Genomic DNA, 25,850 nt, shown 5'->3' on the forward strand with positions numbered 1-25,850 from the left:
AAATCTCCCCAGCCGGTGTGAAGTTACTCTCCCGAACACGCCGATGCCCCCATCGGGCGGTCAAACCACCCGGTGGGGGCACCAGTTGGAGCGGATTTACGTCCGCCCCGTCGGGCTCAGCTCTCGTCGGTCGAGGCCGTCACCGTGGCCGAGGACTGCTCGGCGGCCACCGTGGTCTTCTTCGCGGCCGACTTCTTGGTGGCCGCCTTCTTGGCCGTGGCCTTCTTCGCGACCGTCTTCTTGGCGGCCGCCGTCTTCTTCGTGGCGGCCTTCTTCGCCGTGGCCTTCTTGGCCGTCTTGCGCGCCGCCGCCTTCTTGGCGGGCGCCTCCGCCTCGGTCTCCTCCGCCGCCGGAGCGGACTCGTCGACCGGGGCCTCGGCCGCGTCCTCGGCCGGAGCCGACGGGACGACGACCACGGCCGCCTCCGCGGACGCGGTGGGCGCCGTCGCCTTGCGCACGGCACGCCGACGCGGGCGGGCCGGAGCCGCGCTCTCGGCGACAGCCGCCTCCTCGGGCCGCGCGGCCTCCTCGGCCACGGACGCGGCGACCGGCTCGGCCACCGGCTCCGGGGTCGGCTCCACCGTGACCACGGCGTCGTCCGCCGCCGCCCCGGCCGGCGCGCCCGCGGGGGCGGACACCTTCCGGGTCGCCCGACGACGCGTACGGCCCTTGGGCGCGGCCTCCTCGGTGCTCGGCGCGGCGGCCGGCATCTCGACGACCGGGTCCTCCACCGCGACCGGCTCCGCCTCGGCGGCCTCCCGCGACTTCGGGGCACGGTCCTCGGAGACAGTGGTGACGGCCGCGGCCTCACGGGCCTCACCGGTCTCGCGGGACTCACGGGTCTCACGGGACTTCGGGGCACCCGAGGGCGCGGACGCCCGACGGGTCGCCCGGCGACGCGAACGGCCGCGCCCGACGGCCGCCTCGGCCTCGGCGACGCTGCTGTACAGCTCCTCGTCCGGCTCGAACTCGGGGGCGGGCAGCGCCACGGGCTCGGCGACCTCGGCGGCCACCTCAGCGGCCACCTCGGCCTCGTCCGGCTCGGCCGACTCCACCGGCTCGACGGCCTCGGGAGCGGACACGTGCTCGTGGTCGTGCTCGGCACCGCCACGCCCGCGCTTACGGCGCTTGCCGCCACCGGGAGCGGTCGGCTGGTCCATGTGCACGATCACGCCGCGCCCGTTGCAGTGGACACAGGTCTCGGAGAAGGACTCCAGCAGACCCTGGCCGACCCGCTTCCGGGTCATCTGCACCAGGCCCAGCGAGGTGACCTCGGCGACCTGGTGCTTCGTACGGTCGCGTCCCAGGCACTCCAGCAGGCGCCGCAGCACCAGGTCCCGGTTGGACTCCAGGACCATGTCGATGAAGTCGATGACGACGATGCCGCCGAGGTCGCGCAGCCGCAGCTGACGCACGATCTCCTCGGCCGCCTCCAGGTTGTTCCTGGTGACCGTCTCCTCCAGGTTGCCGCCCTGGCCGGTGAACTTACCGGTGTTGACGTCGACCACGATCATGGCCTCCGTCTTGTCGATCACCAGCGAACCACCGCTGGGCAGCCACACCTTGCGGTCCAGCGCCTTCATCAGCTGCTCGTCGATGCGGTACGTCGCGAAGACGTCGACCTCGGAGGTCCACTTCTGCAGCCGCTCGGCCAGGTCGGGCGCGACGTGCGAGACGTACCCGTGGATGGTCTCCCAGGCGTCCGCGCCGCTCACGATGACCTTGGAGAAGTCCTCGTTGAAGATGTCGCGGACGACCCGGACGGTCATGTCCGGCTCGCCGTACAGCAGCGTCGGCGCGTTGCCGTTCTTGGCCTTCTTCTGGATGTCCTCCCACTGCGCCTGCAGTCGCTCGACGTCACGGCGCAGTTCGTCCTCGCTCGCGCCCTCGGCGGCGGTGCGCACGATGACGCCCGCGTCCTCGGGGACGATCTTCTTGAGGATGGTCTTCAGCCGGGCCCGCTCGGTGTCGGGCAGCTTGCGGCTGATACCGGTCATCGACCCCTCGGGGACGTAGACCAGGTAGCGACCCGGCAGGGAGACCTGGCTGGTCAGACGCGCGCCCTTGTGCCCGATCGGGTCCTTGGTGACCTGGACGAGGACCGACTGACCGGACTTGAGCGCGGACTCGATACGGCGCGGGCCGTTGGCCATGCCCAGCGCCTCGAAGTTGACCTCACCGGCGTACAGGACGGCGTTGCGCCCCTTGCCGATGTCGATGAAGGCGGCCTCCATCGACGGCAGCACGTTCTGCACCTTGCCGAGGTAGACGTTGCCGACGTACGAGGTCGCCTGCTCCTTGTTGACGTAGTGCTCGACGAGCACGTTGTCTTCCAGGACGCCGATCTGGGTGCGCTCGCCGCTCTGGCGGACGACCATGACGCGCTCGACGGCCTCGCGGCGGGCGAGGAACTCGGCCTCGGTGATGATCGGGACGCGACGGCGCCCCTGCTCACGGCCTTCGCGGCGGCGCTGCTTCTTGGCCTCCAGGCGGGTCGAGCCCTTGATGGACTGCACCTCGTCGGAGAACTCGGTCTCCTTGGCGCGCCGCTCGCGCGGCTCACGGACCTTGACGACCGTGCGCTCGGGGTCGTCGGAGGCAACCGCCTCGCCCTCGGTGCCGGAGTCACCGGCGCGGCGACGGCGCCGACGGCGCCGACGGCTGCTGCTGGACCCGGAACCGGACTCCTCGCGGTCGTCGCCCTCGTCCTCGGCGTCCTCGTCCAGCTGCTCGGCGGTGTCCTCGGCGTCCTGCGCGGCCTGCTCGGCGGCGAACTCGTCGCCCTCGGCGGCGTCCTCGGCCTCGGCCGACTCGCCCCGGCGGCGACGGCGGCCACCCCGGCGACGGCGACGCCGCGATCCGGTGGACTCCTCCTCGCCGTACTCGTCGCCCTCGCCGGTCTCCTCGGCGTCCTCGGGCTCCTCCGGCTCGTCGGCGACCACGGTGACGGCCACCGGCTGCTCGGCCTCGGCGGGCTCGCCACGACGGCGACGGCGACGGCGCGAGCCGCCGGTGGGCTCCTCCTCGGCGGACCCGCCGAGGTCGGTGGTCTCGGCGGTCTCAGCCGGCTCGACCTCGACCGTCACGCTCTCGGCCTCCGCCTCGGCGGCGGCCTGCGCGGCGGCCCGCTCCGGCGTCTGGAACATCGGCTCGGTGAACACCGGGGCCTGGAACACGGCCACGGCGGGCCGCGACGGACGCGACGGCGTGTCCTCCGTCTTCGGCGCGGCAGGCGCGGAGAATCCTCCGGCGGCCTTGCGCGTGGCCCGACGACGGGGGCGACGCGGGCCGTCGTCCTCGGCCTCGGCCTCGGCCTCGGTGGCCGCCCGCGGTGCCACGACCGGCTCGCCCTCGGCCACGGCGGTCGCCGGGGCGGCCTCGGCAGCGGGCGCCTGGTCAGCGGGGGCCTGCACGGTCTCGGCAGCAACGGCCTCGCCCTCGGGCGCGGCGGCCCGGCGCGTGGCACGGCGGCGGGTACGACGGGGCGCGGCCTCCTCGGCCGCGGCCTCCACCGGCCCGCTCTCCTGAACCGCGGTAGGTGCGGTCTCCACGGCCTCCGCCGGAGCCTCTGCGGTCTCGGCGGCCTTCGCCTCACCGGCGGGCGCGGACGCCCGGCGCGTGGCGCGACGGCGCGTACGCCCGGCGGGCGCGGCCTCCTCGACAGCGGCGGGCTCGGCGGCGACCTCGGGCTCGGCCACCGTGGCCGTCTCGGCGGGGGCCTCCTCGGCGGCCTGGGGGGCGCTCGTGGGGGCGGAGGCGCGGCGGGTCGCGCGACGACGCGTCCGCCCAGCGGGCGCGGCCTCCTCGACAGCGGCGGGCGCCTCGGCAACGGCGGCGGGCTCTGCGGTGACCTCGGCGGAGGCGGCCGGCGCCACGGTCTCGACGACCGCGACGACCTCGGCGTCCTTGGGCGCACCGGCGGGCGCGGAGGCGCGCCGGGTCGCGCGACGGCGCGTACGCCCGGCGGGCGCGGCCTCCTCGACGGCAGCGGGCGCCTCGGCGGCAGGGGCCTCCGCCTCCTCGGCCTCGGTGACCTGCGCGTCCTCACCGGTCATGTCGTCCTCGACGGCCTCGGTGGTCTCGTCCGCCTCGGTCGGCTCGATGGCCGCGAGGTCCTCGGACTCGGCGGGCGGTATGGCCGGCGCGGTGGTCTCCGCGGCCGCTTCGGAGCCGGCGGCCGGCGGACCCGCGGGGCGGGACGCGGCACGGCGCCGGCGGCGCGGCGGCAGGGTGTCGCTCGGCGTGTTGTTGTCGGAGCCCTGCGCGGGCTCGGCGGGTTCGATCGTTTCGGGCATGCGGGCGTTTCTCCCGTCAGGCTCCCGGGCGCCGCACCCGGTCCGGCGTGGCCGGTGACGTCCGCGGCTCGCGTGATACGCGAATGCCGCCGTCCGGGGCGCGGGCGCCGCACGGGAGCTCTCTGTGTCCTGTCTCGCCGGTTCCGCACGCCATGTTGCGTACGGCCTGGCGAAAGTCTTGTGGTCGGTGCGCTGCCCGACCCAGGTGGCTCCCGGATCAGAGGGCGGCGCTACGACGTCCGTCCCTACGCGGGACCTACCGGCGCCGACGCCTTCGCGGCGGCAGCGGGTTCGGCCGTTGAGGGGGCCGGCGCTGCCTCGCGGTCGGGCGCGAGCGGGTCGGTCACCGTGCCGGTCTCATCATCGAAAAGCCCCTGCGCCAGCCTGGTCACCGCTGCGGGGACCGGCGGCGCCAGGTCGGCCACGGCGCGGAGACCGGACAGGACGTCGTCGGGTCGTACGGCAGGCGTCACGTGCCGAACAACCAGCCGCAGTATCGCACAGGGCTGGTCCGTCGGCCCAGCAAGGGGCGCGGTGCCAGCCGCTCCGGTGGAGCCGACGCTTGCGGCGGGCTGTGGACGGGGCGTCTCAGAACCGTCCGCTCCGCCGCTTCCGTCACGTCCATCACGCGCGTCATGTCCATCATGCGCGTCCTGTCCGTCACGGCTGTCGAGGTCGACGACGGCGGCCCGGGCGTCGAAGGTCCGTACGCCGTTCTTGGTCCGGCGCTGGACCTCGACGAGATCCGACGCCTTGAAGGCCTCGACCGCGCGCGCGGCGTCCTCGGGAGCCACGCCGTCCAGGCGCAGTTCCCATTCGGAGGCCGTGAGCCGGTCGGCGAGCCCGGAGGTGCGGGCCTCGACCGCGTCGACGATGTCGAGGCCGGTGGGCAACGACTCGTCGAGCAGGATCCTGAGCTTCTCCGGATCACGCGCCTCGGTGAGCGCGATCTCCAGGTACTCCGCCTCACTGCCCGTGCCGGTGGGTGCGGCATTGGCGTACGACACCTTCGGATGCGGCGTGAACCCCGCCGAGTACGCCATCGGCACCTCGGCACGGCGCAGCGCACGCTCGAAGGCGCGCTGGAAGTCACGGTGGCTGGTGAACCGGAGGCGGCCGCGCTTGGTGTAGCGCAGTCGGATGCGCTGCACCGCGGGTGCGGGCGGCGGGCCTTCGGGCTGTCGCTTGCCCAGTGTCGTTCAGTCCTTCGTGAGAGCGGTCGTACTGCTACCAAGAGTACGTGCCTCGGCGGCCCTCGGTTCCCGCCGGTGGACGGGCTTCGGTTCCGTCGGCTGTCCGAAGAGGGCCGAGCGCAGGCCGGCGCGGGCCTGGCGGACGGTCTCGCGGGCGGTGGTCAGGGCCTGCCGGGTGGTGCGGCCCACGACGCGACCGGCCGCCGCGACCGGCTTCCACACCACGTCCCGCACGAAGTGACCCGCCGGTGTGAGGACGGTCCGGTACACCCACCGGCTCGGCTCGACCACGATCCACCGGAACACGTTCGCCAGGAACCGCCCGACGGCGAGCGAGATCCGCCCGGCCACCCGCCACGCGTGCCCGAGCGCCTCCCCGATCTCCCGGCCGACGACGGCGAGGAACCGTCCGACCGGCGCGAGCACCCAGCGCCACATGGCGAGCGCCGGCAGCACCAGCAGCACGCGTAGCGTCCAGTACACGCCGAGCCAGAGCCCGGTGAAGACCATCCGTACGAGCCACACCACCCCCATGACCACCCACGCAATCGCGTGCCCCACGGGCGTCAGCGCGTACCGGTACAGCCACCCGGCCGGTACGACGAGGAGGTGGACGACCAGCCAGGCGAGGCTCCGCCCGACCGGCACCACGGTCCACCGGTACAGCCACAGGAGCCCGGCCAGGACACCTCGGGCGACCCAGCCGCCCCCGGCCCGGACACCGGCGGCCGCCCAGGCGATCGCGTGCCCCACGGGCGTCAGCACATACCGGTACGCCCACACCGCCGGCACGACGAGCAGTCGGTACGCGAGCCAGCCGACCCCCTGGGCGAGCGGCACGACGGCGTACCGCCACAGCGCCACACAGGGCCACACGAGGACGGCCCGGCCGACCCACATAACCGCGCGGCCCGCCGGCCGCAGCACGGTGTCCGTCAGCAGCCGCCCGCCCACCACCAGCGCGTCCCACACCATGCGCACCGGCACGACCAGCACGAGCACGACGATCCGCACGGGAATCCGGATCGCGACGACGAGACACCCCTCGGGCGCCGGTTGCCTCTCAGGTGTCGGCGGCCTCTCAGGTGTCGGCGGCCTCTCAGGCGCCGACTGTGCCTCAGGTGCCCGCCGCGCCTCGGGCGGTTGCCGCGCCTCGGACGGCTCGCGCGCCTCGCGCTTCTGTTGCTGGGCGGGCCTTTTCTCCAGGTCCATGACGACGTAGACGCCTCAGCGTGTCGTCCGGATCCAACCCTCGACGGCGAGTTTCGACCTCCCGGGGCCGGTGGGCCCCCATGCCCGCCCCCGCCTACCGCTTGCGCCCGGAACCCCTCGCCGACTTCGCAGACTTCACCGGCTTGGCCGACTTGCCGACCCGGGCGGCCTTGGGGCGGCGCACCACCGCGGACAGGTCCGTCCGGTCGGCGTGCGGTACGGAGAACTCCCGGTTGATCTCGACCTGGCGGCGGACGCGTTCGGGCAGGTCCCGCATGGCCAGCAGACGGTCGCACGCCCCGAGCGCGGCGGCGTGGTCGCCCACCCAGTGGGCGGTGATGGAGAACTCGAAGAGCAGGCCCCACCGGTAGACCCAGGGCTTGGTGAAGAGCAGGTCGTCCGGTGCGGGCCGGTCGACGACGTCGACGAGAAGGGCGTGGGCGGTGTGGTGGCGCCGCCGGAGCCGCAGCCGGGAGGCCAGCTCGTAGCAGGCTTCGAGCCTGGTGGGGCGTGACTCCCAGGCGCGGGAGAACGTGTCCATGGCGCCCGGCCAGTCCTCCTCCTTGTCCGCCCGGAGGATTCCCGCCTCCAGCAGCGAGCAGTAGACCTCCTCGCCCCAGCCGCCCATCGCCGCACGCCGCTCGTACAGGTCGATCGCCTCCCGGGCGTGGCCGAGGTCACGTTCGGTGTTGGCCAGGTAGAAGACAGTGCGGGGGTTGGTGGGGTCGCGTTCCAGTTCGCGCCGGAGCAGTTGGGCGTCGCGCGCGAACTTGTCGCCGCGGCAACCGCCGTCCGCGTGGTCCTCGATGACGAGGGCGTCCAGGTTCTCCTGCACATCGGGTCCGTCGGTGTGGGGGTACTCGTGGGTGACCCCTTCGTAGCGCCAGAGCAGGTCTCCCCGCATCAGGTGCTTGAAGCGGTGCTGGGTGCCCGGGGTGTCGTAGCGCAGCATGTACGAGGTCGCCGTGAGCCGGGGCAGCGGCGCGTCCTGGCGCAGTACGTGGTCGGCGTCGACGGTGAGCAGGAAGTCGGCTCTTCCCCGGGCGTGTTGGATGTTCCGCGTCCGGTTGTGGCCGAAGTCGACCCAGGGCTCCTCGCGCAGTTCGCCCGGGATGCCGTCCAGCGCCGCGCGGATGAGGCCCTGCGTGCCGTCCGTCGAGCCGGTGTCGGTGATGACCCAGGTGTCGATCAACGGCCGGACGGACATGAGGCAGCGCTCGATCACCCGCGCCTCGTTCTTGACGATCATGCAGAGGCAGATGGTCTGCGGCTTCACGGCCTCACCGGTCCGGGATGTCGGAACGCTGCCCCAACGGCCGCGTGACGTACCACCTCATATCGCACAAATGACTGCCGCCGATGCCGAATTAGCCCACCCGTGAGACCGATTTAGGCCGATTTGATGATCTTCATCCTCGTCCGGTCCCGCTCGCTGGTCGCGTCGGTGGACAGGGGTCAGGCTCACGATCGAGTGCGGGGAAAAACCCCAAACCGGTTGAAACAAGGAGCACATAGATGAGTCCTGAGCGCAGGACGATCTCGTTGATAGGCCCGCTGGCACGCCACAGGATGACCAAGGTCAGCACGTATGCCTCGCTCGCACTGGCGATGACCACCGGACTGGCCGGCCCCGCCGCGGCAGCAACACTGAGCGTGTCCGAGCACTCCACCGTGACCAGGGCCGACAACGACGAATGCCCGCCCGCCGACGATCACGGTGGTCAGCACTACACCGATGACGGACAACACCAGGACGCGTACGACGGATCGGCGCCCGACTGGTACGACGATCAGGACCGGAACCGTACGGCCGCACTCGGTGGCAACGACGACCACTGCGAGGTAGGCCCCACCGGCCCGCCCGGGCCGCAGGGACCGACCGGCCCCAAGGGTGACACCGGTGCCCCGGGGCAGATCGGCCCCGAAGGCCCCGAGGGCCCCCAGGGCGACACCGGCGAGCAAGGCCCCACGGGAGCCACCGGAGCCACCGGCGCAACGGGATCTACGGGCGCCACCGGACCCACGGGCCCCACCGGAGCGGACGGCCTCGTCGGGCCCGAGGGCCCGGTCGGCCCCGCTGGAGCGGACGGACAGACGGGAGCCACCGGCTCCACTGGTGCCACAGGTGCCACGGGTTCCACGGGTGCCACTGGTGCCACAGGTGCCACTGGCCCCGGCGGTCCCTGCTCCGACATCGATGCGGTACAGGACTCCAAGAAGCGCGAGTTCCGGGTCGTACTGAGCGACGGACGGGTCTTCGCCGGCATCCGCGACCTCCAGGGCGAGGTCGCCCACCCGTTCCTGTGGACCGACCTCAGCACCCACCCCAACTTCCCCGCAGGCGGCCGTGATTCGCAGGACCGCTACGTCGGCTTCGCCTGCGGTGTCTCCGTCAACACGCACGCCCACGGCGAGAGCTACGGACACGGGGCGAAGGAAACCGGCAAGGAGACCGGCAAGGAGACGGGCAAGGAGCACGGCCAGGGCACAGGCCAGAGCCACAGCCAGCAGACCGGCCAGAGCCAGGGACACGCCGAGCAGACCGGCCAGAGCCAGGGCCACACCCAGAACACGGGGCAGGGCCACAGCCAGGGCACGGGGCAGGGCCACAGCCAGGGCACGGGGCAGGGCCACAGCCAGGGCACGAGCAGCGGTCAGGCCCAGCAGACCGGGCAGAGCCACAGCCAGGGATCGAGCAGCGCTCACGCCCAGGACACCGGCAAGGACTACACCCAGGGGTCGGGCCAGGACACCGGCAAGGACCATGGCGTGAGCAGCGGCACGGACCACGGCGAGGACAAGGGCCAGCCCAAGGGTGACCACGCGAGCGCCTCGAAGGGGCTCGTCAAGTTCAATGTCGTCACCACCGTGGGCCAGGTCTGGGAGACCACCTGCGTGCCGGTGGACACCCAGCCCCACGCCACCCTGAACTGCGACGACGAGCAAGGCAACCCGCGCCCCTGGTACCGGGTCGAACTCCAGCCGTCGGACAACATCGTCAACGGCGGCTCGACCGTCACGCCCCGCGTGAGCGGCCGGTAGTACGTGAGAAGGGGTGCCCGGAGGCCGACCGAACGGTCCTCCGAACGGCCCTCCGGACACCCCTCACGACCTGTCGGCCGCAGCCGGGTCAGTGGCTGTGGCTGTGACTCTGCGGCGCACTCCCCACCGGCTGCTTGACCGTCAACGGCAGCAGTTTCTTGCCCGTCGGGCCGACCTGGATATGGGTGTCCATCTGCGGGCACACGCCGCAGTCGAAGCACGGCGTCCAGCGGCAGTCCTCGACCTCGGTCTCGTCAAGGGCGTCCTGCCAGTCCTCCCAGAGCCAGTCCTTGTCGAGGCCGGAGTCCAGGTGGTCCCAGGGCAGGACTTCCTCGTAGGTGCGCTCGCGGGTGGTGTACCAGTCGACGTCGAGGCCGAAGTCGGCGAGGGCCTTGTCCGCGCAGCTCATCCAGCGGTCGTAGGAGAAGTGCTCGCGCCAGCCGTCGAAGCGGCCGCCGTCCTCGTAGACGGCGCGGATGACGGAGCCGATGCGGCGGTCGCCGCGCGAGAGCAGGCCCTCGACGATGCCCGGCTTGCCGTCGTGGTAGCGGAAGCCGATGGAACGGCCGTACTTCTTGTCGCCGCGGATCTTGTCGCGGAGCTTCTCGAGCCGGGCGTCCGTCTCCTCGGCGGAGAGCTGCGGCGCCCACTGGAACGGCGTGTGCGGCTTCGGGACGAAGCCGCCGATCGACACCGTGCACCGGATGTCGTTCTGGCCGGAGACTTTGCGGCCCTCGGCGATCACCTTCATCGCCATGTCGGCGATCTGGAGGACGTCCTCGTCGGTCTCCGTCGGCAGGCCGCACATGAAGTACAGCTTCACCTGGCGCCAGCCGTTGCCGTACGCCGTGGAGACCGTCCGGATCAGGTCCTCCTCCGAGACCATCTTGTTGATGACCTTGCGCATGCGCTCGGAGCCGCCCTCGGGCGCGAAGGTCAGACCCGAACGCCGGCCGTTGCGAGTCAGTTCGTTCGCGAGGTCGACGTTGAAGGCGTCGACGCGTGTCGAGGGGAGGGACAGGCCGATCTTGTCCTCCTCGTACCGGTCCGCCAGGCCCTTGGCGATGTCGCCGATCTCGCTGTGGTCGGCGGAGGAGAGGGAGAGGAGGCCGACCTCCTCGAAGCCCGTCGCCTTCAGACCCTTCTCGACCATCTCGCCGATGCCCGTGATGGAACGCTCACGGACCGGGCGGGTGATCATGCCCGCCTGGCAGAAGCGGCAGCCGCGCGTGCAGCCGCGGAAGATCTCCACCGACATCCGCTCGTGGACCGTCTCGGCGAGCGGCACCAAGGGCTGCTTGGGGTACGGCCACTCGTCCAGGTCCATGACGGTGTGCTTGGACACCCGCCACGGGACGCCCGACCTGTTCGGTACGACGCGGCCGATGCGGCCGTCGGCGAGGTACTCGACGTCGTAGAAGGCGGGGATGTACACCGAGCCCGTCTTCGCGAGGCGGAAGAGGACCTCCTCGCGGCCGCCGGGCCTGCCCTCCGCCTTCCAGGCGCGGATGATCTCGGTCATGTCCAGCACGGCCTGCTCGCCGTCGCCGATGATCGCCGCGTCGATGAAGTCGGCGATCGGCTCCGGGTTGAAGGCCGCGTGTCCGCCGGCCAGCACGATCGGGTCGTCGAGGGTGCGGTCCTTGGACTCCAGGGGGATCCCGGCCAGGTCCAGGGCGGTCAGCATGTTGGTGTAGCCCAGCTCCGTGGAGAAGGACAGACCGAACACGTCGAAGGCCTTCACCGGACGGTGGCTGTCGACGGTGAACTGCGGGACGCCGTGCTCCCGCATCAGCGCCTCCAGGTCCGGCCACACGCTGTACGTGCGCTCGGCGAGGACGCCCTCACGCTCGTTCAGCACCTCGTAGAGGATCATGACGCCCTGGTTGGGCAGACCGACCTCGTACGCGTCCGGGTACATGAGCGCCCAGCGGACGTCCGAGGACTCCCAGGGCTTGACGGTGGAGTTGAGCTCACCGCCGACGTACTGGATCGGCTTCTGCACATGCGGGAGCAGGGCCTCTAGCTGTGGGAAGACCGACTCGACAGACATCGCGGGGGTTACCTTCGTGAGCTGACTGGGGCCCCCGGCCGGAGGCTGGGGGGAGGGTGACCATCTAGCGTAACGCCCCGGGAGGCACCCCTCGCACGCCCGTTTACCGGTGGACCGGTCAGAAGGGCATGTCCCTGCTGATCCTCGCCCACTCTCCCGGCAGGGCCTCCTCCGCCAGCTCCGCCCGCCGTTCCTCCCTGCCGTACAGCAGTCCGTACGTGAAGGCGCTCTCCCCCGGTGCCGCGTGGGCCTGGTGGGCGAGGTCACGCAGGGCCTCGCGGGCCATCACGCTGTCCTGGTGGTCGCCGAGGAGGCTCTGCAGGGACTTCATGTCCTTGACGAGCGCCTTGGCCGGCTTGCCCAGCAGGGCATGGGCCGCCTCGGCGGCGTACCGGGTCCGCTTGGTCTTCTTGCGGGCCTCGTGCATGGCGAGGTCGCGGTCCGCGCCGGACGGCTGTGCCAGGGCCTCCTCGACCAGGGCCGCCACCTTGGCGAAGTCCTTCGTGACCGCCTTGGTGATCACCTTCTCGGGGTCGCCATGGGCGGCCTTGAGCAGCGGCGGGTCCGCGATCACGGCGTCGAGGGACTCCAGCAGGTCCAGATACCGCGGTCCGTCCAGCGCCTCGATCAGTTCGCTCCGGGGGCCCGTACCGCCGTCCTTCCCCGACCAGGCGCGCAGCCGTGCGTGGACCGGGCCCGTCACCAGGCTCTCGGGAAGGCCGTCCAGTGCCTCGGTGAGCCGTTCCGTCAGGACCTCCTGGTCACGGTCGACACCCAGCTCCCCCGCGAGCCACTTCAGCTCCTCGCCGATCGGGTCCGTGACGGCCCGGTCCAGCACCTTCCCGAACGACTTGAAGGTGCTGCGCAGCCGGCGCGTGGCGACCCGCATGCTGTGGACGGAGTCGAAGACGTCCCGGCGGACGGCGGGATCGAGCTCGACGATCGCGTCCCGCTGGGCGCGGACATAGACGAGAACATGATCACCGGGGGTCACGGGCTCGCCCGGAGCCGCCGCCCCGGCCTCCAGGCCCTTCTTGCGGTCTGTCTTGCGGTCTGTCTTGCGGTCTGTCTTGTCCTTCTTCCTGCCCTTCTTCGGGGCCGTCTCCTGGAGGGCCCTGGCGAGCTTCGACGGCGAGTCCGAGGGCCGTACACCCGCCTTGCGCAACTTCTTCTCGACCTTGTCGAGGAACGCGGGGTCGCCCTCGTCCGCGAGTTCGACCTCGATCTCGGACCACTGTGCGGTCCGGCCCGCCTCGGTGAGCCGCTCGGCGACCACGGCGTCCACGCTGGCCTCGGCGAGGAGCCTGCCGTCGGCGTCGAGCAGCTCGCTGACGGCGCGGGTGGAGAGGAGACGGACCAGCGGGACCAGCTCGGCCGCCCGGACCCGGGAGCGGACCAGCCCGGCGAGTTCGTCGGGCAGCGTGTCGGACAGCGGGGCCCGGATCTCGTCCCGTACTCCGGAGGAGACGGGGAACTTCAGATGCCAGCCCGCGTCACTGCCGCCCGTACGGCGACGCAGGGTGATGGAGGCGGCGGCGAGGCGTTCGTCGAGGGTGTCGTAGTAGACGGCGTCCAGCTCCGCCACGCCTTTGTCTATGACGGTCGCGACCCCGGCCACACCGGTGAGGTCCGGCAGGCCGCTCTCGTCGGACTCGTACTTCCGCTCGATCTCGCGCTTGGTCTCCGCCATGAAATGAATCTAGTCGCATATACGGCGAAGGGGCAGACCATCGCTCCCTCGGAGGGGAGCGCAGGCCTGCCCCCGAAGGAGACTCCGAGCCCCTACGCCGACATCGGGCGCTGCACCCTGATGGACTGGAGCAACCCCACCGCCACCCACACCGCGAACATCGACGAACCGCCGTACGACACGAACGGCAGCGGCAGCCCCGCCACCGGCATGATGCCGAGGGTCATGCCGATGTTCTCGAAGGACTGGAACGCGAACCAGGCGATGATGCCCCCGGCGACGATCGTGCCGTACAGCTCGGTGGTCTCGCGGGCGATCCGGCAGGCCCGCCACAGGACGACACCGAGCAGCAGGATGATCAGCCCGGCTCCCACGAAGCCGAGCTCCTCCCCGGCCACCGTGAAGACGAAGTCGGTCTGCTGCTCGGGCACGAACTGTCCCGTGGTCTGCGAGCCCTTGAACAGCCCGGTGCCGAGCAGCCCGCCGGAGCCGATGGCGATCCGGGCCTGGTTGGTGTTGTAGCCCACGCCGGCCGGGTCGAGCTCGGGGTTGGCGAAGGCCGCGAAGCGGTTGATCTGGTACTCGTCGAGCACCCCGAGCTGCCAGACGGCGATCGCGCCCACGGCGCCGGTGCCGATGAGGCCGAGGACCCACCGGTTGGACGCGCCGGAGGTGAGCAGGACCCCGAGCACGATGACCACCATGACCATGACCGAGCCGAGGTCGGGCATGAGCAGCACGATCAGTATCGGGACGGTGGCGAGACCGAGGGCCTGGACGACCGTGCGGTGGTCGGGGTGGGGTTTGTCGCCCGCGTCCACCCGGGCGGCCAGCAGCATCGCCATTCCCAGGATGATCGTGACCTTCACGAACTCGGAGGGCTGGAGCGAGAAGCCGCCGCCGACGACGATCCACGCGTGGGCGCCGTTGATGGTCGCACCCATCGGGGTGAGCACCAGCAGGATCAGCAGCACCGAGATGCCGTACAGGATGGGCACGGCCGTGCGCAGGGTGCGGTGGCCGAGCCAGACCGTGCCGATCATCAGGGCGAAGCCGATGCCGGTGTTGAGCAGGTGCCGGAGCAGGAAGTAGTACGGGTCGCCCTGGTTGAGCTCGGTGCGGTTGCGGGTCGCCGAGTAGACGAGGGCCGCGCCGATCAGGGAGAGCGCGATGGCCGAGAACAGTATCGGCCAGTCGAGTCGGCGGGCGAGCGAGTCACGGGCGAACAGCCGGGTCCAGCCGGTGCGTTCGGGTCCGTACCCGGAGACGGAGAAGCTGTTGCCGGTCATCCGGACCTCCTCCGTCCACTGCCGCTGGCGCTGGCGGTGGCGGTGGCGGTGGCGGTGCTACTGCCACAACGGCCTCCTCCGCCGCCGCCCGTTCGCCGTCGACCGCGATCGTCGCGTCGGCGGGTGGCGCGGTTGGTGGCGCCGCCACGCGTGTCGAGGATCGCCGCCGGGACGTCGAAGGAGACCGGCCGGGCGCCCGGCCCCGCTGCGAGCGCCTGGGTGCCGTCCTCGGCGGCCTCCTTCTTCGACTTCTTCGGCGGGTATGACTCCAGCTTCGGGGAGTCGATCGAGCCGTCGGACTCGATCTTCGGCAGGCCCTTCTGCGGGGTGGGCAGCAGCGCCTTCCTCTTGTCGATCTTCCCTTCCTCGGAGACGCCGTAGAGCGCGTTGTAGAGCTTGCGCACGGCGGGCGCCGAGGCGCCGGAGCCCGTACCACCCTGGGAGATCGTCATCACGATCGAGTAGTCCTTGGTGTACGTGGCGAACCAGGAGGTCGTCTGCTTGCCGTAGACCTCCGCCGTACCCGTCTTGGCGTGCATCGGGATCTGCTCCTGCGGCCAGCCCTGGAAGCGCCAGGCGGCCGTACCACGGGTCGCGACTCCTTCGAGGGCTTCGTCTATCTCGTCGTGGGTCTTCTTCGTCATCGGCAGCTTGCCGTGCGACTTGGGTGCGATCTCCTGCACGCTCTTGCCGTCGGCACTGATGACGGCCTTGCCGACCGTGGGGTCGTAGAGGGTGCCGCCGTTGGCGATGGCCGCGTAGATCGTGGCCATCTGGATGGGGGTGACGAGGGTGTCGCCCTGGCCGATGGAGTAGTTGACGGAGTCACCGGCGCGCATGCGGTTGCCTTCGAGGCAGTTCTCGTACGCGATCTGCTCGGCGTAGGAGCCGCCCTTCTTGCCGTACTTGCACCAGGCGTCCTTGTTGGCCTTCCAGTAGTCCAGCTTCCACTTGCGGTCCGGGATACGGCCGGTCACCTCGTTGGGCAGGTCGATACCGGTCTCGGCGCCGAGGCCGAACTGGTGGGCCGTCTTGTAGAACCAGTCGTTGGCGCCCTTCTTGGGCTTGATGCCGCCGTCCCGCTTCCACTCCTCGTGGGCGAGGCGGTAGAAGACGGTGTCGCAGGACACCTCCAGGGCCTTGCCGAGGCTGATGCCGCCGTGGCTCTGGGACTCGAAGTTCTTGAAGACCTGGCCGCCGATCGAGTACGAACTGGAGCAGTCGTACGGGCCGTTGAAGGAGTAGCCGGCGTTCACCGCGGCGGCGGTCGGGATCGGCTTGAAGATGGAGCCGGGGGCCGACTGGCCCTGGATGGCGCGGTTCAGCAGCGGGTAGTTGGACTTCTTGCCGGTGAGCTTGGCGTAGTCCTTGGCGGAGATGCCACCGACCCAGGCGTTCGGGTCGTAGTCCGGGTTGGAGGCCATGGCGACAACACGGCCGGTCTTGGCCTCCATCACGACGACCGCGCCGGAGTCCGCCTTGTAGTTGGTCCCGGTGTTGCGGTCGTTCTGCTTGCGGGCTTCCTTCATCGCCTCGTTGAGTTCGTACTCGGCGATGCGCTGCACCCGGGCGTCGATGCTGGTGACGAGGTTGGCGCCGGGCTGGGCGGGGTCGGCCTCGGCCTCGCCGATGACCCGTCCGAGGTTGTCGACCTCGTAGCGGGTGACGCCGGCCTTGCCGCGCAGTTCCTTGTCGTACTGGCGCTCCAGGCCGGAGCGGCCGACCTGGTCGGAGCGGAGGTACGGCGAGTCCGTGTCCTGCGCCTTGGTGATCTCCTCGTCGGTGACCGGGGAGAGGTAGCCGAGGACCTGGGAGGTCTTGGAGCCTCCGGGGCTCGCGTAGCGGCGGACGGCCTGGGGTTCGGCGGTGATGCCGGGGAAGTCCTCGGAGCGCTCACGGATCTGCAGGGCTTGCTTGGCGGTGGCCTCGTCGGTGATGGGGATCGGCTGGTAGGGCGAGCCGTTCCAACAGGGCTGGGGGGTCTCCGAGTCGCAGAGCCGGGTCTTGTCCATGACGTCCTCGGGCTTCATGTCCAGGACGCCGGCGAGTTTGGTGAGGACGGCCTTGCCGTCGTCGTCCATCTTCAGCAGGTCGGTGCGGGAGGCGGAGACGACGAGGCGGGTCTCGTTGTCCGCGATGGGCACGCCGCGGGCGTCCAGGATCGAGCCGCGCACGGCGGGTTGGACCACCTGCTGGACGTGGTTGCCGGAGGCCTCCTTGGCGTAGGCATCGCCCTCACGGATCTGGAGGTACCAGAGGCGGCCGCCGAGGGTGCCGAGGAGGGAGAAGACGAGGATCTGGATGATGACGAGCCGGATCTGGACCCGTGGGGTCCGCCCGGTCTCCGGGATGTTGGTCACTGCCTGTCTCCCCCTCTCAGAGCGTGTGCGGGTGGTGCCTGTGCCGGTGTTGCTCGTGCGGGCCGTGCGCGGAGTGCTGGTACATGGGGTACACCGCCCGGCGGTGATCGGTTCCCACATCTGTTCCCGCATCCGTTCCCGCATCCGTTGCCGCGCCCGCCCCGGGTGTCATGCGCGGTGTCATGTGCCGTGCCGTCACAGCCGCTTGACCCCCTTGATGCGTCCCGCCCTGGCCATCCGTGAGCGCGCGGCCTTGATGCGGAACCCGCCGCGCTGGTTGCCGATGCGCAGGCCGGTGCCGGAGGAGAGCCAGCCGGAGGCGACGTCGGCGGCCTTGGCGGCGCTGCCCGTCTCGGCGAGCGGGTCGTTGTCGGCCCGGCGGGCGAGCGCCATGACACCGGGGACGACGAAGGGCGCGAGCAGCAGGTCGTAGAGCGCGGCGGTGAACAGCAGGCTGGGCAGGCCGACGTGGCGGGCCGCGTCGTCTCCGACGAGGGCGCCGACACCGGCGTACAGCAGGGTCGAGCCGAGGGCGGCGACGACGACCACGGCCATCGGTCCGGTCGCCGACTTCAGGCGGCCCGTCTCGGGCTTGGCCAGTCCCGCGAGGTAGCCGATGACGCAGAGGACGAGGGCGTACCGGCCGGCCGCGTGGTCGGCGGGGGGCGCGAGGTCGGACAGCAGCCCGGCGCCGAAGCCGATCAGGGCGCCGCCGACATGGCCGTAGACCAGGGCGAGGCCGAGCACGGTGAGGAGCACCAGGTCGGGGACGGCGCCCGGGAGATGGAGTCTGGCGAGGACGCTCACCTGGATCACCAGGGCGACGATCACCAGGGTGGTGGAGAGCAGCATCCGGTTGAAACGCATCAGGGGGTCAGCTCCTACTGTCCTACGTCTACTGCTCTTGCGGCTGTCCGTCGGCGCCTTCGCCGGGTTCGTCCGCGCCGGGGGTGACCGTGACCGTCACGGTGGGCGTGGGGGTGGCCTTCGGCCTGGCCGGCAGGACGGTGTCGCGCGGGTCCTTGCGGGGCGGCTGGACCACGACGCCGACGATGTCCAGCTGGGTGAAGGCCACGAACGGCTTGACGTAGACCGTGCGGGTGAGGTCGCCGCCGGAGGGGTCGACGCGGGAGACGACACCGACCGGGACGCCCGGGACGAACGGCTTGTCGGCCTGGGAGCCGAAGGTCACGAGGCGGTCGCCCTCCTTCACCTTGGCCTTGCCGTTGAGCAGTTCGACGCGCAGCGGCCGGTCGCCCTGGCCGGAGGCGAAGCCGAGTTCGTCGGTGGCCTCCATCCGGGTGCCGACGGTGAAGTCGGGGTCGTTGGCGAGGAGGACGGTCGCGGTGTTCGGTCCGACGGTGGTGACGCGGCCGACCAGTCCGTTGCCGTTGAGGACGGTCATGTCGCGGGTGATGCCGTCGTTGGTGCCGATGTCGATGGTGACGGTCCACGAGAAGCCCTGGGCCGCTCCTATGGCGATGACCTCGGCGCCCTTGATGCCGTACCGGCCGTTCGCGGCGGTCTTCAGCATCTTGTCGAGCTGTTCGACCCGGCTGCCGTTGCGGTCGTCGCTGCCGAGGGCCGCCTTCAGTTCGGCGTTCTCCTTCTCCAGCGCGGCGAGGCGGTCGTGGCGGGTGCCGGAGTCACGGACGGCGCTTATGGCGTTGCCGATGGGGTCGACGGCGGTCGACACGCCGTCCTCGATCGGGCCGAAGACGGTGGCGGCGGCACGTCGGGCACCGTCGACCGGTGAGTCCTCTCCGCCGCGGATGTCCACCGTGATCAGCGCGAACGCGACGGCGACCAGCAGCACCAGGAGCAGCCGGCTCTCTCGTGTGTCCCTCACGTGCGGCGGCCGTGCCTTCCTCATAGGAATTCGACAGGATCGGGGGAATTCGGGTAGCCCCTGGGAATCCCGGAACGGGAACAACAGGGGCGCTTTGTGGGAGCTTATGCCTCGATATCAACGATCCGCCGCACGAGAAGAGAACGTCCCGTACGGCGGAATCGAAGGGTGAAGTCATCTGCGGGGCTGGGCGTCGAGCACCTGCTGCAACGCCTCGAACTCCTCGACACACTTGCCCGAGCCGAGCGCCACGCTGTCGAGCGGGTCCTCGGCGATATGGATCGGCATTCCGGTCTCCCGGCGCAGCCGTTCGTCGAGACCGCGCAGCAGGGCGCCGCCGCCGGTGAGGACGATGCCCCGGTCCATGATGTCGCCGGAGAGTTCCGGGGGGCACTTGTCGAGGGTCGTCTTGACGGCATCGACGATGGCGTTGACGGGTTCCTCGATCGCCTTCCGCACTTCCCCGGCGGAGATGACGACGGTCTTGGGCAGCCCGGACACCAGGTCCCGGCCGCGGATTTCGGTGTGCTCGTCAGCGTCGAGGTCGTACGCCGAACCGATCGTGATCTTGATCTGCTCGGCCGTCCGCTCACCGAGGAGGAGCGAGTACTCCTTCTTGATGTGCTGGATGATCGCGTTGTCCAACTCGTCGCCCGCGACGCGGATGGACTGGGCGGTGACGATGCCGCCGAGGGAGATGACCGCGACCTCCGTGGTGCCGCCGCCGATGTCCACCACCATGTTGCCCGTGGCCTCGTGGACCGGCAGGCCGGAGCCGATGGCCGCGGCCATGGGCTCCTCGATGATGTGCACCTGACGGGCGCCCGCCTGGGAGGACGCCTCGATGACGGCGCGGCGCTCGACACCGGTGATGCCGGACGGCACGCAGACGACGACCCGGGGACGGGCGAGATACCGCCGCTTGTGGATCTTCAGGATGAAGTAGCGGAGCATCCGCTCGGTGATCTCGAAGTCGGCGATGACACCGTCCTTCAGCGGACGTACGGCAACGATGTTGCCGGGGGTCCGCCCGATCATCTTCTTCGCTTCCGCGCCGACCGCGAGAATGCCACCGGTGTTGGTGTTGATCGCGACGACGGACGGCTCGTTCAGTACGATCCCGCGACCCCTGACGTACACCAGCGTGTTGGCGGTCCCGAGGTCGACAGCCATGTCACGGCCGATGAACGACATTGAGTTCCCCATCAGGATTCGTGTGGCCTTCCCAAGCGGAGCACTGACGGCTTTTGAGGGCTTTTCAGGGCTTTTTCGGGTCGGCGAAGTGGGTGCTGTGACGTGAAGGCTTACATCGTAGTCTCGCCCGCACGAACACTGCGCGAGGGTCTTCGCCATTGTGGGCATGCGATGCGCCGCCTCGCCTCTGGAGACGGTCCATCGAGGGTGCGCGTTCCCCCGATCGCCGCGCATATGCCGTTGTACGGCCCAATTTCGGCGGGGTTGGCTGGTCAGCCGGGGTGTGGGCCGTGTGGGTGATGGCCGGGTGTTCCGGAACTGCCCCGCATGTCGGGGCGGTTGTTCCGGGTGTTCCACAAGTGTTCGGGCGGCGGGGGCGAGCGGACTCGCCGGCCCCCGCCGTCGCGAACGCTACTACGCGCGCCCGGGGAAGAAGATCTTGACCTCGCGCTCGGCCGACTCCTCGGAGTCCGACGCGTGGATGAGGTTCTCGCGCACGATCACGCCGTAGTCACCACGGATGGAACCGGGCGCGGCGGCGATCGGGTCGGTCGGACCGGCGAGCGCCCGCACACCCTCGATGACACGCTCGCCCTCGACGATCAGCGCGACGACCGGGCCCGAGGCCATGAACGCGACGAGGGGCTCGTAGAACGGCTTGCCCTTGTGCTCGCCGTAGTGCTGCTCCAGCGTGTCCTGGTCGAGGGTCCGCAGCTCCAGCGCGGTGATCTGCCAGCCGGCCTTGCGCTCGATGCGGCTGATGATCTCGCCGGTCAGGCCCCGCCGGACGGCGTCGGGCTTGAGCAGGACGAGGGTGCGCTGGCTCACTGTGGTGACTCCTTCGTTTCACGCGGGTGCGGAGCTCAGAGGCTACAGGGCGGGTCCCGCCGGGTGTTACGCAGCGTCAGGAAGCGCCTGCCTCGCCGGCGGCCTGCGCGGCGAACCGGGCCTTGGCCTCGTCGACCTTCCGCCCGAAGTGGACCGAGGCCCACCACAGGGCGGCGAAGACCGCGCCCATGAAGAACATGGTCGGGACGAAGAACCCGGAGAGGATCAGCGCGATCTGGAGCGCCCAGCCGAGCTGGATCCCACCGGGCCTGGTGACCAGACCGCACAGCAGGACGCAGAAGAACATGGCGATGCCGCTGACCGTCCAGACCGTGGACATGGCCAGGTCGGGGTCCTTCATGGCGACCAGCCCCGCGAAGCCGATCACGAAGAACTCGCCGATCAGCGTCGAAGCACAGAGAGTACGCATGTCGTGGAACTCAGCCCTTCCCCAGCAGCAGCCGGGCCTCGCCGACGGTGATGACGGAACCGGTGACGAGGACGCCACCGCCCGCGAACTCGCCCTCCTCCTCGGCGAGCGTGATCGCCGCCTCCAGGGCGTCGGGCAGCCGGGGCTCGACCTGCACCCGCTCCTCGCCGAACACCTCCACCGCGATGCCGGCCAACTCGTCGGCGTCCATCGCCCGGTGACTGGAGTTCTGCGTGATCACGACCTCGGCGAAGATCGGCTCGAAGGCCTCCAGGACACCCCGCACGTTCTTGTCGCCGCTCGCCCCGACCACACCGATCAGCCGACTGAAGTCGAACGCCTCACCGACGGCCTCGGCCGTGGCCCGGGCGCCCGCCGGATTGTGCGCGGCGTCCAGCACGACGGTCGGGGACCGCCGTACGACCTCCAGCCGGCCCGGCGAGGACACGGCAGCGAAGGCCTTGCGGACCGTGTCGATGTCGAGCGGCTCGGGCCGCTGCGAACCGACGCCGAAGAACGCCTCCACGGCGGCGAGCGCCACGGCCGCGTTGTGCGCCTGGTACGGGCCGTGCAGCGGGAGGTAGACCTCCGGGTACTCACCGCCCAGCCCGCGCAGGGTGAGCATCTGTCCGCCGACGGCGACCTGCCGCGAGACGACACCGAACTCCAGACCCTCGCGGGCCACGGTCGCGTCGACCTCCACGGCCTTCTTCAGCAGCACCTGCGCCGCGTCCACCGGCTGCTGCGCCAGGATCACGGTCGCGTCCTGCTTGACGATCCCGCCCTTCTCGACCGCGATCTCGGCGGGCGTCGTGCCCAGCCGGTCGGTGTGGTCGAGGTCGATGGGGGTGACGACGGCGACGTCCCCGTCGATGACGTTGGTGGCGTCCCAGGTGCCGCCCATCCCGACCTCGACGACCGCGACGTCCACGGGCGCGTCGGCGAAGGCGGCGTACGCCATGCCGGTCAGCACCTCGAAGAAGGAGAGCCGGTACTCCTGACCCGCGTCCACCATCTCGACGTACGGCTTGATGTCCTCGTACGTCTCGATGAACCGCTCGGCGGAGATGGGGGCGCCGTCGAGGCTGATGCGCTCGGTGATCGACTGGACGTGCGGGGAGGTGTACCGACCGGTGCGCAGTTCGAAGGCGCCGAGGACGGCCTCGATCATGCGGGCCGTGGAGGTCTTGCCGTTGGTGCCGGTGATGTGGATCGAGGGGTACGAGCGCTGGGGCTCGCCCAGGACGTCCATCAGCGCGGCGATCCTCGTGACCGAGGGGTCCAGCTTGGTCTCGCCCCAGCGGGTCGCGAGGCCGGCCTCGACGTCGCGCAGGGCCTTGTCGACGGCCGGGTCGGTGGGCCTGGTCGGCACGTCGGCCTGCGGTGCGCCGCCCTGGGCACGCAGGGTACGGCTGCCGGCCTCGATCACCGCGAGGTCCGGATCCCGGTCGGTCTCCGCAGCGATGATCTCCTCGAACGGATCGGTCGGATCGGTCGGGTCGATCGGGTCGGGCTGCGGGTCACTGCGTTCGCTCACGGGGCCAGTCTACGAGTCGGGCTCCGCGGGACCGGGGGCGCCTCACAGCTCGGGGATACGGGTCGGGTGGCGGCTGCGGGTGCGTGGTGGTTTCTCGCGCAGTTCCCCGCGCCCCTGAAGGGCTGCGCCCTTTCCCGCCCTGCTCACCTGCGGGCAGCAGAAGGCCCCGGCGCCTGGAAGCACCGGGGCCTTCGCCTGCCTGCGCACGGCTACGCCTGCGGCAGTCGCTCCAGCTGGGCGGCGATGCGGGCGATGTCCTCGTCCGCCTTGGCGAGGCGGCCCCTGATCTTGTCGACGACCTGGTCCGGCGCCTTCGCGAGGAACGCCTCGTTGCCGAGCTTCGCCGTGGCCTGGGCCTTCTCCTTCTCCGCCATCGCGAGGTCCTTCGCGAGGCGCTTGCGCTCGGCGGCGACGTCGATGACACCGGAGAGGTCGAGGGCGACCTCGGCACCCGCCACCGGCAGGGTCGCGGTGGCCGCGAAGCCCTCGCCCTCCGGCTGGAGGCGCAGGAGCTGGCGGATCGCGGCCCCGTGCGGCGCCAGGGCCGTACCGTCGAGGGTCAGCCGGGCCGGGACGCGCTGGCCGGGCTGGAGGCCCTGGTCGGCGCGGAACCGACGGACCTCGGTGACGACCTGCTGGACCAGCTCGATCTCACGCTCGGCGGCGTCGTCACGGAAGCCACTGTCCTTCGGCCAGTCGGCGATGACGAGGGACTCGCCGCCGGTCAGCGTCGTCCACAGGGTGTCCGTGACGAACGGGATGACCGGGTGGAGCAGGCGCAGGGTGACGTCCAGGACCTCGCCCAGGACGCGCTTGCTGACCTCGGCCGGCTCGCCGCCCGCCATGAACGTCGTCTTGGACAGCTCGACGTACCAGTCGAAGACCTCGTCCCACGCGAAGTGGTACAGCGCCTCGCTGAGCTTCGCGAACTGGAAGTCCTCGTAGTGGGCGTCGACCTGCTCGACGGTCTCGTTGAGACGGGCGAGGATCCAGCGATCGGTCGCCGAGAGCTTCGAGGCCTCCGGCAGGGGGCCCTCCACGGTCGCGCCGTTCATCAGCGCGAAGCGGGTGGCGTTCCAGATCTTGTTGGCGAAGTTGCGGGAGGCCTGGACCCAGTCCTCGCCGATCGGGACGTCGGTGCCCGGGTTGGCGCCTCGCGCGAGGGTGAAGCGGAGCGCGTCGGAGCCGTACTTGTCCATCCAGTCGAGCGGGTCGACGACGTTGCCGAAGGACTTCGACATCTTCTTGCCGCGCTCGTCGCGGACCAGACCGGTCAGCGCGATGGTCTTGAAGGGGACCTCGCCGTCCATGGCGTACAGGCCGAACATCATCATCCGGGCGACCCAGAAGAAGATGATGTCGTGACCGGTGAGCAGGACGTCCGTGGAGTAGAACTTCCGCAGGTCCTCGGTCTGTTCGGGCCAGCCGAGCGTGGAGAACGGCCACAGGCCGGAGGAGAACCAGGTGTCCAGGACGTCGGTGTCCTGGGTCCAGCCCTCGCCGGTGGGCGGCTGCTCGTCGGGGCCGACGCAGACCGTCTCGCCGTTCGGGCCGTACCAGACGGGGATGCGGTGGCCCCACCACAGCTGGCGCGAGATGCACCAGTCGTACATGTTGTCGACCCAGTCGAAGTAGCGCTTCGACATGTCCTCGGGGTGGATCTTGACCCGGCCGTCGCGGACGGCGTCACCGGCGGCCTTGGCCAAGGGTGCGACCTTGACCCACCACTGCATGGACAGGCGGGGCTCGACGGTGGTCTTGCAGCGCGAGCAGTGGCCGACGGAGTGGACGTACGGACGCTTCTCGGCGACGATCCGGCCCTGCGAGCGCAGCGCGCCGACGACGGCCGAGCGGGCCTCGAAGCGGTCCTGGCCGAGGAAGGGGCCGTGGACGGTGATGACGCCGTGCTCGTCCATGATCGTCATGGACGGCAGGTCGTGGCGCTGGCCGATCGCGAAGTCGTTCGGGTCGTGCGCCGGCGTGACCTTGACCGCGCCGGTGCCGAACTCCGGGTCGACGTGGGTGTCGGCGACGACCGGGATGGAGCGGTCGGTCAGCGGCAGCTTGATCAGCTTGCCGATGAGGTGCTGGTAGCGCTCGTCGTCCGGGTGGACGGCGACGGCGGTGTCGCCGAGCATCGTCTCCGCACGCGTGGTGGCGACGACGAGGCTGTCGTCGCCCTCGCCGTACCGGATGGAGACCAGTTCGCCGGCGTCCTCCTGGTGCTCGACCTCGATGTCGGAGATGGCCGTCAGACAGCGGGGACACCAGTTGATGATGCGCTCGGCGCGGTAGATCAGCTCGTCGTCGTAGAGCCGCTTGAAGATGGTCTGGACAGCCTTGGACAGGCCCTCGTCCATCGTGAACCGCTCGCGGTCCCAGTCGACTCCGTCGCCGAGGCGGCGCATCTGGCCGAGGATCTTGCCGCCGTACTCCTCCTTCCACTGCCAGACGCGCTCGACGAACTCCTCGCGCCCCAAGTCGTGGCGGGACTTGCCCTCTTCGGCGAGCTGCTGCTCGACCTTGTTCTGGGTGGCGATGCCGGCGTGGTCCATGCCGGGCAGCCACAGCGACTCGTACCCCTGCATGCGCTTGCGCCTGGTCAGGGCGTCCATGAGGGTGTGCTGGAAGGCGTGCCCGAGGTGCAGGCTGCCGGTGACGTTCGGCGGGGGGATGACGATGGTGTACGCGGGCTTGTCGCTCTTGGCGTCGGCCGCGAAGTAACCACGCTCTACCCAGCGCTCGTACAGCGTCCCCTCTACATCGGCCGGCGCGTACTGGGTCGGCAGATCGGTGGCGGGCGCTGGAGGCTGCTGCTGAGCGTTCTCGGTCACCCGCTCAGTTTAGGGGTGTCACGGGGTGGTCCCGAAACCGGATT

At 70.6% G+C, this 25,850-nt stretch carries 16 protein-coding genes; 1 reads left to right on the top strand and 15 read right to left on the bottom strand.

Annotated features, from left to right (window positions below; translation table 11 throughout):
• Window positions 1–116 precede the first annotated feature (116 nt).
• The 4 genes from P1P70_RS04500 to P1P70_RS04515 all read right to left on the bottom strand — a co-directional run bounded on the left by P1P70_RS04500 (window position 117) and on the right by P1P70_RS04515 (window position 7,976).
• Window positions 117–4,295: an Rne/Rng family ribonuclease gene (locus tag P1P70_RS04500; RefSeq protein WP_319234767.1), complete on the bottom strand. Its 4,179-nt coding sequence runs from the start codon at window positions 4,293–4,295 to the stop codon at window positions 117–119.
• A 245-nt stretch (window positions 4,296–4,540) separates the two neighbouring features.
• Window positions 4,541–5,446, bottom strand: coding sequence for a TIGR03936 family radical SAM-associated protein (locus tag P1P70_RS04505; RefSeq protein WP_319234769.1), 906 nt, complete (start codon window positions 5,444–5,446; stop codon window positions 4,541–4,543).
• A 48-nt stretch (window positions 5,447–5,494) separates the two neighbouring features.
• Window positions 5,495–6,700, bottom strand: coding sequence for a hypothetical protein (locus P1P70_RS04510; RefSeq protein ID WP_319234771.1), 1,206 nt, complete (start codon window positions 6,698–6,700; stop codon window positions 5,495–5,497).
• Window positions 6,701–6,794: 94 nt separating this feature from the next.
• On the bottom strand, window positions 6,795–7,976 hold the full coding sequence (locus P1P70_RS04515; RefSeq protein ID WP_319234773.1) for a glycosyltransferase: 1,182 nt from the start codon (window positions 7,974–7,976) through the stop codon (window positions 6,795–6,797).
• Between the two features lie 239 nt (window positions 7,977–8,215).
• On the opposite strand from P1P70_RS04515, the gene P1P70_RS04520 reads away from it, so the two are divergent.
• Entirely contained in the window at window positions 8,216–9,742 is a 1,527-nt protein-coding gene (locus P1P70_RS04520; protein WP_319234775.1) for a collagen-like protein, read from the top strand.
• 88 nt (window positions 9,743–9,830) lie between these two features.
• Here the strand turns inward: P1P70_RS04520 and P1P70_RS04525 are convergent, their stop codons facing one another.
• The 11 genes from P1P70_RS04525 to P1P70_RS04575 form a co-directional block, all read right to left on the bottom strand.
• Complete coding sequence (locus tag P1P70_RS04525; protein ID WP_319234777.1) at window positions 9,831–11,795, bottom strand: TIGR03960 family B12-binding radical SAM protein; 1,965 nt, start codon at window positions 11,793–11,795, stop codon at window positions 9,831–9,833.
• A gap of 118 nt (window positions 11,796–11,913) precedes the next feature.
• On the bottom strand, window positions 11,914–13,485 hold the full coding sequence (locus P1P70_RS04530; protein ID WP_319234779.1) for a CYTH and CHAD domain-containing protein: 1,572 nt from the start codon (window positions 13,483–13,485) through the stop codon (window positions 11,914–11,916).
• Between the two features lie 92 nt (window positions 13,486–13,577).
• Window positions 13,578–14,774 (bottom strand): rod shape-determining protein RodA, encoded by a 1,197-nt coding sequence (gene rodA, locus P1P70_RS04535; protein WP_319234780.1) that lies wholly within the window; start codon window positions 14,772–14,774, stop codon window positions 13,578–13,580.
• On the bottom strand, window positions 14,771–17,134 hold the full coding sequence (gene mrdA, locus P1P70_RS04540; protein ID WP_319234781.1) for a penicillin-binding protein 2: 2,364 nt from the start codon (window positions 17,132–17,134) through the stop codon (window positions 14,771–14,773). The genes rodA and mrdA overlap by 4 nt, the downstream gene beginning before the upstream one ends.
• A gap of 195 nt (window positions 17,135–17,329) precedes the next feature.
• Window positions 17,330–18,001 carry a rod shape-determining protein MreD gene (gene mreD / locus P1P70_RS04545; RefSeq protein ID WP_319234783.1) on the bottom strand — a complete coding sequence of 224 codons (672 nt, stop codon included), beginning with the start codon at window positions 17,999–18,001 and terminating at the stop codon, window positions 17,330–17,332.
• Window positions 18,002–18,029: 28 nt separating this feature from the next.
• Window positions 18,030–18,983 (bottom strand): rod shape-determining protein MreC, encoded by a 954-nt coding sequence (gene mreC / locus P1P70_RS04550; protein WP_319234785.1) that lies wholly within the window; start codon window positions 18,981–18,983, stop codon window positions 18,030–18,032.
• Between the two features lie 174 nt (window positions 18,984–19,157).
• Window positions 19,158–20,177 carry a rod shape-determining protein gene (locus P1P70_RS04555; protein WP_005479350.1) on the bottom strand — a complete coding sequence of 340 codons (1,020 nt, stop codon included), beginning with the start codon at window positions 20,175–20,177 and terminating at the stop codon, window positions 19,158–19,160.
• A gap of 414 nt (window positions 20,178–20,591) precedes the next feature.
• Window positions 20,592–21,005: a nucleoside-diphosphate kinase gene (ndk, locus tag P1P70_RS04560; RefSeq protein ID WP_045557536.1), complete on the bottom strand. Its 414-nt coding sequence runs from the start codon at window positions 21,003–21,005 to the stop codon at window positions 20,592–20,594.
• Window positions 21,006–21,081: 76 nt separating this feature from the next.
• Window positions 21,082–21,435, bottom strand: a complete 354-nt coding sequence (locus P1P70_RS04565; RefSeq protein ID WP_319234787.1) for a DUF4233 domain-containing protein — start codon at window positions 21,433–21,435, stop codon at window positions 21,082–21,084.
• Window positions 21,436–21,445: 10 nt separating this feature from the next.
• Window positions 21,446–22,972, bottom strand: coding sequence for a bifunctional tetrahydrofolate synthase/dihydrofolate synthase (folC, locus tag P1P70_RS04570; RefSeq protein ID WP_319234789.1), 1,527 nt, complete (start codon window positions 22,970–22,972; stop codon window positions 21,446–21,448).
• 209 nt (window positions 22,973–23,181) lie between these two features.
• A complete protein-coding gene (locus P1P70_RS04575) occupies window positions 23,182–25,806 on the bottom strand; it encodes a valine--tRNA ligase (protein ID WP_319234791.1) in 2,625 nt (874 codons plus the stop codon).
• Between the last annotated feature and the right edge of the window lie 44 nt (window positions 25,807–25,850).

This window comes from Streptomyces sp. MB09-02B (assembly GCF_033794485.1).
In the GTDB taxonomy this organism is placed as follows: domain Bacteria; phylum Actinomycetota; class Actinomycetes; order Streptomycetales; family Streptomycetaceae; genus Streptomyces.